We start from the raw sequence: 10,655 nt of genomic DNA, 5'->3' as shown, positions 1-10,655 counted from the left end.
CCTTTTTTGAGAGTCCCCAACATTCATTTGTTGGGGACTTTTTTTGTTTGTATGGTTTTGTAACTTCGTCTATATCAAATAATTTATAAGTATATAGATGATTTTTTAAATCTAAAAGATGTCCGAAAACTTGTCAATTTTGTGTATTTTCAAATGCTGTTAGAAATAGCTTATAATGGAAGTAAATAAAGATATAGAGTTAGCGTGGGATTTTGTAAACAATACCAATCAGAACGTTTTTTTAACGGGAAAGGCCGGTACTGGGAAGACCACGTTTCTTCATAATTTAAAACATAAATCTTTAAAGCGCATTGTGGTGGTGGCTCCTACAGGAGTTGCTGCAATTAATGCGAAAGGGGTTACCATTCATTCTTTTTTTCAATTACCTTTTGGTCCAATTTTGCCAGACGCTGATACAAGTCAGTCGTCGGGCTTCAATAAAAAATTCAGTAAAACCAAAATCAATATTATTAAATCCATGGATTTATTAATTATTGATGAAATAAGTATGGTGCGTGCTGATGTTTTGGACGGTATTGATAGAACCTTAAAGCGCTTCAGAAATAGAAACAAAACCTTTGGTGGGGTGCAAGTGCTCATGATTGGAGATTTGCAGCAACTATCGCCCGTGATTAGAGAGAATGAATGGCAACTTCTTAAACCGTATTATCAAACAGGATATTTCTTCAGTAGTCATGCGTATCAGCTCTGTAACGCCATTACTATAGAACTTCGACATATTTATAGACAGGAAAATCCCAAGTTTATTGAGATTCTGAACGAAATTAGAAACAATACGCTTTCAGAAGCTGCGGCAAACGAATTGAATAAGCGTTATATCAAGGATTTCAGACCAGATCCGAAAGAAGGGTATATTGCATTGACCACGCATAACAATCGTGCAGAACAGGTTAATAATGCTGAATTGGAAGCTTTAACTTCCAAGGAACAAAAGTATAAAGCAAAAGTGTCAGGAAAATTTCCTGATCATGCCTATCCAAATAATGAAGAGCTCATATTAAAGGTCGGTGCGCAAGTGATGTTTATCAAAAATGATAGCTCTCCTGAAAAGCGTTACTTCAATGGGAAAATCGGAAAAGTCATTTTGTTGGATAAAGATGAAGTGGTCGTAAAATGTCCGGATGATGAGTTTAATATTGTGACAACGCCCGAAGAATGGGAGAATATTAATTATTCTGTAAATCCTGAAACGAAAGCCATCACAGAAGATAAAATAGGTTCCTTTATCCAAATGCCGTTGCGTTTGGCTTGGGCCATTACCATACATAAAAGTCAAGGTCTAACATTCGAAAAGGCCATTGTAGATGCTCAAGGTGCATTTGCACATGGACAAACTTATGTGGCGTTAAGCCGATGTAAATCTTTAGAAGGTCTGATTTTAAAAAGTAAGATTGATTCGAGCCAAATTATCAATGACCAACAGGTGAGTTCATTTACTAAAACATCGGCGGAGAACCAACCTGATGAAAACACACTACAATCAGCTCGAAAAACTTTTCAATTGGAGTCCATTCAAGAGATTTTCGATTTTTACGAGTTTTTATATCCAGCTAATCGTTTAATGGACATCTTTTATAAAAATAGAGGCAGTGTTCAAGGGAATGTAGAATTACCTTTGATAACCATGAAAGACGGGATTACAAATCTCTTAAAGGTTAGTAATGGTTTTAATGTACAATTAAAACAAATCGCTGATGCTGATGATTTACCTGAAACTAATACTGCTATTCAAGATCGGTTTAAAAAGGCCATTGCTTATTTCAAAACCGAAACCGAAAAATGTGTCATGGACACCTTAAAGTCTTTCAATTATTCTACCGACAATAAAGCCATTGAAACTGATCTCGTTAAAAGCCTGGACGTCATAGAAGAATTATTGGCGGCTAAATTGTCTTATTTTAATGGATTGGCAGAAGGATTTTCTACTCAGAAATTTTTGGAGTTACGAGCCAAGTCGGTATTCTTGACTAAAGATAAACCCAAAAAGACCAGATCTTCGGTGATTGATGGTACGATCAATATTGAATTATTTGAATTATTACGAGAATTGCGGAATGAGATTGCGAATGAAAATGGCCTTGTGCACTATCAGATTTTCACTCAAAAAGGATTGTATGAGATCTGTGAAGTGCTACCTATTACTAAAAAGCAACTTTTAGAAATCGATGGTTTTGGAAAAGTCCGTGTAGAGAAATATGGAGATCAGATTTTGGAGGTCATCAAAGCCTATTGTGAAGAAAATGACATTGAAACTGATGATACCATCGAATTTGAAAAGCGGCCAGAACCAAAGAAGAAAATCGCTAAAGGCGAATCCGACAAAATATCATTAGAATTATACCAATCAGGCAAAACGATTGCTGAAATTGCTGCAGAACGTGAACTTGTGGAAACAACCATCTTTGGTCATTTATCTAAATTTGTCGTTACTGGAGAAGTTGATGTAAAGGATTTGATTTCTGAAGAACATTTTAAAGAACTCACTGAACTCATCCCAAAACATACGTTTGAGAATCTAACCGATTTAAAACGTCAGCTGGATGATAAATATAGCTATAGTGACATTCGTTTAGTGCTAAATACTATGGAGAACCCATCTGATAAAACAAAAAAAAGACCCAATCTAAGTTGAGTCTTCCGTAAATAATATCTAAAGAAAAATTATTCCTTAATAAGATTTCGTGAAATCACAATTTTCTGAATCTCTGAAGTGCCTTCATAAATCTGTGTGATTTTCGCATCGCGCATCAAGCGTTCCACATGATATTCTTTAACAAAACCGTTTCCACCATGAATCTGAACCGCTTCAACGGTATGCTCCATAGCCACTTTGGAGGCAAATAATTTTGCCACTGCACTTGAAACGTCATAATTATTACCTTGATCTTTATCCCAAGCGGCTTTCATTACTAAATGACGCGCCGCTTCAATATCGACGTACATATCGGCCAATTTAAATGCGATGGCTTGATGGTTACAAATTTCGGTGCCAAAAGCTTTACGTACTTTGGAATATTTTAATGCCAATTCATAAGCCCCCGCAGCAATTCCTAACGCTTGCGCTGCAATACCAATACGTCCGCCAGACAGTGTCTTCATGGCAAAACGAAATCCTGAGCCGTCCTCGCCAATTCTGTTTTCCTTAGGAACTTTCACATCATTGAACTGAAGGGTATGCGTGTCACTTCCTCTAATACCTAATTTATCTTCTTTTGGACCAATATCAAAACCTGGCATCCCTTTTTCAAGAATGAAGGCGTTTATACCGTGAGAACCTTTGTGCTTGTCCGTTTGGGCAATTACCAAATACACATCGGCACGTCCACCGCTGGTAATCCAGTTTTTGGTGCCGTTAATGACATAATGGTCACCTTTGTCTATCGCTGTCGTTGTCTGTGAAGTCGCATCACTTCCAGCTTCTGGTTCACTCAAACAAAAGGCGCCCACATACTCTCCAGTTGCCAGTTTAGTAAGATATTTTTGTTTTTGCTCCTCGCTGGCAAAAGCTTCCAAACCATAACATACTAAAGAGTTATTTACAGAAACAATGACGGACGCTGAAGCATCGATTTTGGATAATTCTTCCATAATCAATACATAAGAAATCGCATCCATGCCGCTTCCACCATATTTAGGATCTACCATAATCCCTAAAAAGCCTAGATCCCCCATTTTTTTAACCAGTTCTTTTGGGAACACTTGCTTGTTATCGCGTTCAATAACACCTGGAAGGAGTTCAGTAATGGCAAAATCACGTGCAGCGTCACGGATCAATTTATGTTCTTCAGTTAGCGTAAAATCCATGTTATAAGGTAATTATTGATTTATTAAAAAACGAATCCAAATATAAGGTTTTACTAGTATTTTATCAATTTGAATAGCTATTTTTACGGCTATGAACAAAAATCACTACAACGTAATAGGAGTTATGTCAGGCACGTCCTTGGATGGATTAGATATAGCACATTGCACTTTCACCTGTTCGGAGGGTTGGGAATTTAAAATATTGGAGGCCGAAACCTGTCCGTACCCATCTGATTGGGTTGAGAAACTAAGAAACCTGGTAACATTTACTAAGTTAGAATTAGTCCAATTGGATGAAGAGTATACCAGTTTTATAGGAGATGCAATCCGTCAGTTTATTCAAAAACACAAGCTAGTTAATTTAGATGCGATCTGTTCTCATGGTCACACAGCATTGCATCAACCAGAAATTGGACTGACTTATCAAATAGGGAATTTACCAAAACTAGCAACGATTTTAAAGGAAACTGTGGTTTGTGATTTCAGGGTTGAAGATGTTGCTCTGGGCGGTCAAGGCGCGCCATTAGTACCTATTGGCGATCGGCTTTTGTTCTCTAAATATGACTATTGCCTTAATTTGGGTGGTTTTGCAAATATTTCATTTGAACACAAGGGACAACGGATTGCTTATGATGTTTGCCCAGCCAATATCGTCCTCAATCATTATGTGGGAAACTTAGGATTTGACTATGATAATGGTGGGAAAATCGCGAAATCAGGGGCAGTTAATGAACTTTTGTTGCAAGAGCTGAATGCTTTAAGCTATTATAAATCCCATTATCCAAAATCATTAGGATTGGAATGGGTTAAATCAGAAATCTTTCCATTGATTGATTCGTTTCAATTAAGCACCAAAGATATTTTAAGAACATTTGTTGAGCACATAGCCATTCAAATTTCTAACGAAATCAAATCTAAAAGTAAAACGTCAGTATTAACGACTGGAGGTGGTGCATTCAATACGTTTTTGATGGAGCGCGTTTCTGAAAAAACCAAGAGTGTTATCGTTATTCCTGAAAACCCTATAATAGAGTTTAAAGAAGCGCTCATTTTTGCGTTTTTAGGCGTGTTAAAACACCGTAATGAAACCAATTGTTTGAGCAGTGTGACAGGTGCTTTACATGATCACAGCTCGGGTAAAATTTATTATTCGTAAAATAATGGTGAATTTAATTCAAAGAGATTTATAGTTTTTTATATTTGTTACAGAATATAAGATAAAAAGTCAATTTTTTAGCGTATTATCTAACTTAACCAACTAGAATGAACATCATCGAATGACAGAATTACTTCATAACTGCGAAGAAAAACAATCTGTAATTGCAATACAATCGGAAAACCTGAACGACAAGTTTATTGGTTGCTCCTTCTTTATGCAGTTGTCTGTCAGAAAGATGTATCCCTATGCATGACGGTTTAAATATGAATGTGTGTTGCCTTTGTCAAAACAGATAAAAGGAAATACGCTGTGGTTAGAGTATTTGCTAATTTTATGGAAAAGAAGGGTCAAATTGAAAGGTGTTATTTCTGAAAACATAGAAAACAGTATCAAAAAATAACCGAAGGAGTTTAAATTAAAAATAAAGGTAAAACAGGCGTAAGCGAAACCGCGTAAAGAATAGCATTTAATCAACTTAATATTTTATTTATGGAAACCGCAATTATATTGGTATTTGTGATTGGTTATTTAGCCATTACTTTAGAGCATAGCATTAAAATTGACAAGCTTATTCCAGCTTTGGTCATGATGGCTATCGCTTGGGCTTTGATTTCTTTAGGATTGGAGAGCTTTCCCAATTGGTTTGATTCTGCCAATCATGGTTTGGTTGAGGGCTTTGCCAGTTTGCCGGTAGAGAATTTAGAAAATCCAGCGGCGAGTAAAATGAGCTATATGGAAAACACCTTGCTTCACCATTTAGGAAAAACGGCTGAGATCTTGGTGTTCTTATTGGGAGCAATGACCATCGTTGAGATTATTGATTATTTTGATGGGTTCTCAACCATAAAAGGCTTTGTTAAAACCAAGAAAAAAACAAAAATTCTATGGATTTTCTCCATTTTAGCTTTTGCACTTTCTGCAATTATTGACAACTTAACTGCAACAATTGTATTGATTTCCATTCTTCAAAAAATTGTAAAAGAAAGAGATATGCGTTTGTGGTATGCAGGTCTTATCATTATTGCTGCTAATGCTGGAGGTGCTTGGTCTCCAATTGGCGACGTGACGACCACCATGCTTTGGATTGGTAAAAAAGTAACTTCAAGCCATTTATTTGTGTATTTGTTCTTGCCTTCCTTAATCTGTATGGCCGTTCCAGCACTTATAGCGTCATTCCTTCCTGTGTTTAAAGGAAATTTAACCATAGATGATGAAGATTTAATTGACGAACAACCAAAAAGTAAATACAGTGCCACGATGTTATATTTAGGTCTTGGAGCGATTGTATTCGTGCCAGTATTTAAAACAATAACGCACTTGCCTCCTTATGTCGGGATGATGTTGTCTCTTGGTATTGTGGCAATATTTGCCGAAGTTTATAGTAGAAGAAATTTTAGTATGACCACTCCAGATTCGGCTGAAGGAGATATCCATGCTCATCACAGTCCTGTACATTCATCTTTGGCAAAAATTGAATTGCCAAGTATTTTATTCTTCCTTGGAATATTGATGGCCGTAGCTGCTTTAGAATCTTTAGGGATTTTATTCACATTCGCAACCTCATTACAAGATACCATGCCAATGTTGGGTACAGAATTACACCATGAAGGTGTTTCCGATTTAGTGGTACTATTGCTAGGAGTTGCCTCAGCAGTTATTGATAACGTGCCATTGGTGGCGGCTAGTTTAGGAATGTTTTCTGAGCCTATGGATAATGAGCTATGGCATTTTGTAGCTTATTCGGCAGGAACAGGAGGAAGTATGTTAATCATAGGATCGGCTGCAGGAGTTGTAGCTATGGGTATGGAAAAGATAGATTTCTTTTGGTACCTTAAAAAAATCTCTTGGTTAGCATTGATCGGATTCTTGGCAGGTGCCGTAGTTTTTATGTTTACAAGACAAATTATTTTTTAAATACATACTTAAGCCTAGTATTAGACGTTATACACTAGTTATATAAATTTTAATGATTATAAATATGATATTACAGAGTGCTATTCAAGATGGAACGGAACTTGTTCCTGATGGTGAATCAGTAGAGAAAACATTATCCATAATTGAATTGATTGCAAGTGGAGGAACGGCAGGAATGGTTATTATTGCCGTCTTGTTTGTGTTGTTGGTATTTGCCATTTATATTTATTTCGAAAGGCTATTCGCTATTAAGGCAGCTTCCAAAATAGATTCCAATTTCATGAACCAGATAAAGGATCACGTGTCCAATGGTAAAATAGACTCGGCGCAAATTCTTTGTGCTCAAGTCAACACGCCAGTTTCAAGATTGATCAATAAAGGAATCAGCCGTATTGGGAAACCTTTGGATGATATTGGAACGGCTCTGGAAAGCGCTGGACGTTTGGAAGTTTATGAATTGGAGCGCAACGTTAGTGTTCTCGCAACTATTTCTGGTGTTGGTCCAATGATTGGCTTTTTAGGAACTGTTATTGGGATGATCTTATCCATCTTTGAAATTGCTAATGCTGGCGGTCAAATTGATATTAAATTGCTGGCCGACGGGCTATATACGGCAATGACCACAACCGTTGGTGGATTAATAGTGGGTATTGTCGCCTTTATGTTCTATAATCATTTGGTGGTTAAGACGGATAAAGTCGTCTATCAGATGGAAGCCAATTCATTAGAGTTTTTAGATCATTTGAACGAACCGATTTAGTTCAGTTGGCAGTTTTCAGTTGGCGGTCGACAGTAATTGGATTGGTCGACTAGAATTGTTGATAATTGCATCTAAAAAAAATATTAATGATAATTTTGAGTAAGTCGTATCTATGAATATAAGAGGAAGAAATAAAGTAACACCAGAATTCAATATGTCGTCCATGACCGATATTGTTTTCTTGTTATTGATATTTTTTATGTTGGCATCAACTTTGGTAACCACAAATGCTATTGACATTCTGTTACCCAAAGCAGGTGGAAAAACGGAGAATAAACAATCGGTTGCCGTAAGTATTACCAAGGATTTAAACTATTATATCGATCAAAAGCTGGTTGGCGAAAGTGTTTTGGAACTTGAGTTAAAAAACTTACTGGCCAATCAAACAGAACCGACCATCGTTTTAAGAGCTGAAAAATCAGTAGCGGTTGAAAATGTTGTAAAAGTGATGGACATTGCAAATAGAAATAAATTTAAAGTCATTTTGGCCGTAAAGCCTAATTAATATGAAGTTTTTAGAAACCAAACACGAACGCAATTCGGCAAAAATCACCTCACTAATTGTGGTGATTTTGGTATTGTTGTTATTTGTTGTTGGTGCTCTTCCATATATGGATCCGCCTTTGGAATATGGCGTTGCAGTTAATTTTGGAACTTCAGACGTGGGTAGTGGCGAAGTGCAACCTTTAGAGCCTATCAAGTCTGAACCCAAAGAAGTTGTTACGGAGCCTGTTGTTAAGGAAACAAAAGTTGAAGAAACAAAAGCGGAGCCTAAAAAATCAGAACAACCTGCCGAAAAAGTATTGACAGCCGACAATTCAGAAGCCATTGCTATGAAAAAGCAAAAGGAAGCTGCAGATGCCAAGGCAAAAGCTGATGCCAATGCAAAGGCCGAGGTGGAACGTGCAGAAAAAGCCAAAGAAGCAGCCGAAGCGAAAAAACGACAAGAAGAAGCTGATAAAAAAGCAAAACTCGATGCATTGATTGGAGGCGTTAAAAAATCAGATGGTAAAGCCTCTGGCGGTGAAGGTGACGACAATAAGCCTGGAGATAAAGGTCAATTGGATGGCGATCCCTATGCACCAAGTTATTTTGGACAACCAGGTACAGGAAGTGGTGGTAGCGGAACCGGTTATGGATTGAGAGGAAGAGGAACACCTTCTAATGGTAAAGTAGTTCCGGATTGTTATGAAGAAGGTCGTGTGGTTGTTGAAATTCATGTGAATAGAGATGGACGCGTCGTGAATGCTATTCCTGGTAAAAAAGGAACTACAGGAAACATATGTTTGTATGAAGCTGCTCGAAAAACGGCGTTGACTTATAAATGGCCAGCAGATCCTAAAGCACCCTCTACTCAAATAGGGTTTGTGAAAATCGATTTTAGCGTTACCCAATAAAATGACTTATCAAGATACTGTCAACTGGATGTTTAATCAGTTACCAATGTATCAAAATCAAGGTAAAACGGCTTACAAGGCTAACCTTGACAATACATTGCAATTAATAGAACATCTTCATCATCCCGAAAACAATTTTAAAAGCATTCATGTAGCTGGCACCAACGGAAAAGGCTCCACCAGCCATATGTTGGCGTCCATTTTACAAGAGGCTGGCTATAAGGTTGGACTTTATACTTCTCCACATCTAAAAGACTTCAGAGAACGGATTAAAATCAATGGCAAAGAAGTAAGCGAAGCCTTTGTGGTGGATTTTATTCAAAAACATAAAGCCTTTTTTGAAACCCATTCGTTATCTTTTTTTGAAATGACGGTGGGTATGGCGTTTGATTATTTCTTCAAGGAAAAAGTTGATATTGCAGTGGTGGAAGTAGGTATGGGCGGACGATTAGATTCCACCAATGTCATTACATCCGAAGTATCCGTTATTACCAACATAGGATTGGACCATACTCAATTTTTAGGCAATACATTAGGAGCCATCGCTTTTGAAAAAGGCGGTATTATAAAATCGAATGTTCCGGTTGTAATAGGGGAGACTCAGCCTGAAACTGAGGCTATATTTATAGAAATAGCCAAGGAACGTCATGCCAACATTCAGTTCGCAGATCAACAGGAAGTTGAAAAAGACTATCAAAGTGATTTAAAAGGCGATTATCAGATAAAAAACAGAAAGACGGTTCTTTCTACAATAGAGGTTCTTCAACAGCGAGGATTTGAAATTTCAGAGGAATCCCTTGTTGAAGGTTTCAAAAATGTGATCAAGAACACCGGGTTACACGGACGATGGGAAGTTCTTCAGGAGCAACCAAAGGTTATTTGTGATACGGGGCACAACAAAGAAGGTTTACAATACGCCATGGCGCAATTAGCAAAAGAACAGTATGAACACCTACACATGGTCTTTGGAGTTGTAAATGATAAGGACGTTCCGACTATTTTACCTTTATTGCCCAAGGTAGCGACCTACTATTTTTGCAAACCGAATATCCCGAGAGGTTTTGACGCAAATGATTTAAAAAATATTTTCATTTCGAATGGATTTTTTGGAGAGTCATATAATAGCGTTGAGCAAGCCTTAAGTGCTGCGAAACAACATGCTACGAAGTTAGATGTTATTTATGTTGGTGGCAGTACGTTTGTTGTTGCAGAAATTATTTAAAAATTTTTGAATTTTTTTCAAAAAAGCTTTTGAGATATCAAAAACTAAACTATATTTGCACACCCATAACAGGGCGATTAGCTCAGCTGGTTCAGAGCACCTCGTTTACACCGAGGGGGTCGGGGGTTCGAACCCCTCATCGCCCACAAAAGTTCATACATTGTATGGACTTTTTTTATAAGTAGCCGGTCCATTAACTCAGCTGGTTCAGAGTGTCACGTCGACAACGTGGAAGTCACTGGTTCGAATCCAGTATGGACCACATCAAGCAGAATCCCAATGTTGAAGACATTGGGATTTTTGTTTCCGGAAAACCCAAGTCGCAGACTTGAAGGTTTGCAGGAAACAAAAATCCGTAGTGCGCTGCTAAGCGCGCGG

At 37.5% G+C, this 10,655-nt stretch carries 8 protein-coding genes and 2 tRNA genes; 9 read left to right on the top strand and 1 reads right to left on the bottom strand.

Going from position 1 to position 10,655, the window contains the following annotated elements:
* Positions 1-175: 175 nt before the first annotated feature.
* Positions 176-2,653: a helix-turn-helix domain-containing protein gene (locus ACOH2D_RS17905; protein WP_449536120.1), complete on the top strand. Its 2,478-nt coding sequence runs from the start codon at positions 176-178 to the stop codon at positions 2,651-2,653.
* A 29-nt stretch (positions 2,654-2,682) separates the two neighbouring features.
* Here the strand turns inward: ACOH2D_RS17905 and ACOH2D_RS17900 are convergent, their stop codons facing one another.
* Positions 2,683-3,825, bottom strand: a complete 1,143-nt coding sequence (locus ACOH2D_RS17900; protein ID WP_449536119.1) for an acyl-CoA dehydrogenase family protein — start codon at positions 3,823-3,825, stop codon at positions 2,683-2,685.
* Positions 3,826-3,916: 91 nt separating this feature from the next.
* Here ACOH2D_RS17900 and ACOH2D_RS17895 point away from each other — a divergent pair, with 91 nt between their 5' ends.
* From ACOH2D_RS17895 to ACOH2D_RS17860, 8 genes are all read left to right on the top strand, one after another.
* On the top strand, positions 3,917-4,981 hold the full coding sequence (locus ACOH2D_RS17895) for an anhydro-N-acetylmuramic acid kinase (RefSeq protein ID WP_449536118.1): 1,065 nt from the start codon (positions 3,917-3,919) through the stop codon (positions 4,979-4,981).
* A 492-nt stretch (positions 4,982-5,473) separates the two neighbouring features.
* Positions 5,474-6,898: a sodium:proton antiporter NhaD gene (nhaD, locus tag ACOH2D_RS17890; protein ID WP_348036834.1), complete on the top strand. Its 1,425-nt coding sequence runs from the start codon at positions 5,474-5,476 to the stop codon at positions 6,896-6,898.
* Between the two features lie 64 nt (positions 6,899-6,962).
* Positions 6,963-7,658 (top strand): MotA/TolQ/ExbB proton channel family protein, encoded by a 696-nt coding sequence (locus ACOH2D_RS17885; RefSeq protein ID WP_348036836.1) that lies wholly within the window; start codon positions 6,963-6,965, stop codon positions 7,656-7,658.
* A gap of 112 nt (positions 7,659-7,770) precedes the next feature.
* Positions 7,771-8,163 carry an ExbD/TolR family protein gene (locus ACOH2D_RS17880; protein ID WP_348036838.1) on the top strand — a complete coding sequence of 131 codons (393 nt, stop codon included), beginning with the start codon at positions 7,771-7,773 and terminating at the stop codon, positions 8,161-8,163.
* A 1-nt stretch (position 8,164) separates the two neighbouring features.
* Positions 8,165-9,055 (top strand): energy transducer TonB family protein, encoded by an 891-nt coding sequence (locus ACOH2D_RS17875; RefSeq protein WP_348036840.1) that lies wholly within the window; start codon positions 8,165-8,167, stop codon positions 9,053-9,055.
* 1 nt (position 9,056) lies between these two features.
* Positions 9,057-10,277, top strand: a complete 1,221-nt coding sequence (locus ACOH2D_RS17870; protein ID WP_449536117.1) for a bifunctional folylpolyglutamate synthase/dihydrofolate synthase — start codon at positions 9,057-9,059, stop codon at positions 10,275-10,277.
* Between the two features lie 71 nt (positions 10,278-10,348).
* A tRNA-Val gene (locus ACOH2D_RS17865) sits at positions 10,349-10,423 on the top strand.
* Positions 10,424-10,464: 41 nt separating this feature from the next.
* Positions 10,465-10,539 (top strand) — tRNA-Val (locus ACOH2D_RS17860).
* Positions 10,540-10,655 lie beyond the last annotated feature (116 nt).

It is taken from the genome of Gelidibacter sp. (genome assembly GCF_053579655.1).
Note: the sequence above shows the minus strand (reverse complement) of the source record. Positions and strands in the feature narration are given on the sequence as shown.

Bases quoted from the DNA above. Each gene is read 5' to 3' on its own strand.
- ACOH2D_RS17900 (WP_449536119.1), bottom strand. From the start codon at position 3,825: ATGGATTTTACGCTAACTGAAGAACATAAATTGATCCGTGACGCTGCA.
- ACOH2D_RS17885 (WP_348036836.1), top strand. From the start codon at position 6,963: ATGATATTACAGAGTGCTATTCAAGATGGAACGGAACTTGTTCCTGAT.
- ACOH2D_RS17905 (WP_449536120.1), top strand. From the start codon at position 176: ATGGAAGTAAATAAAGATATAGAGTTAGCGTGGGATTTTGTAAACAAT.
- ACOH2D_RS17870 (WP_449536117.1), top strand. From the start codon at position 9,057: ATGACTTATCAAGATACTGTCAACTGGATGTTTAATCAGTTACCAATG.
- ACOH2D_RS17880 (WP_348036838.1), top strand. From the start codon at position 7,771: ATGAATATAAGAGGAAGAAATAAAGTAACACCAGAATTCAATATGTCG.
- ACOH2D_RS17875 (WP_348036840.1), top strand. From the start codon at position 8,165: ATGAAGTTTTTAGAAACCAAACACGAACGCAATTCGGCAAAAATCACC.
- ACOH2D_RS17895 (WP_449536118.1), top strand. From the start codon at position 3,917: ATGAACAAAAATCACTACAACGTAATAGGAGTTATGTCAGGCACGTCC.
- nhaD (WP_348036834.1), top strand. From the start codon at position 5,474: ATGGAAACCGCAATTATATTGGTATTTGTGATTGGTTATTTAGCCATT.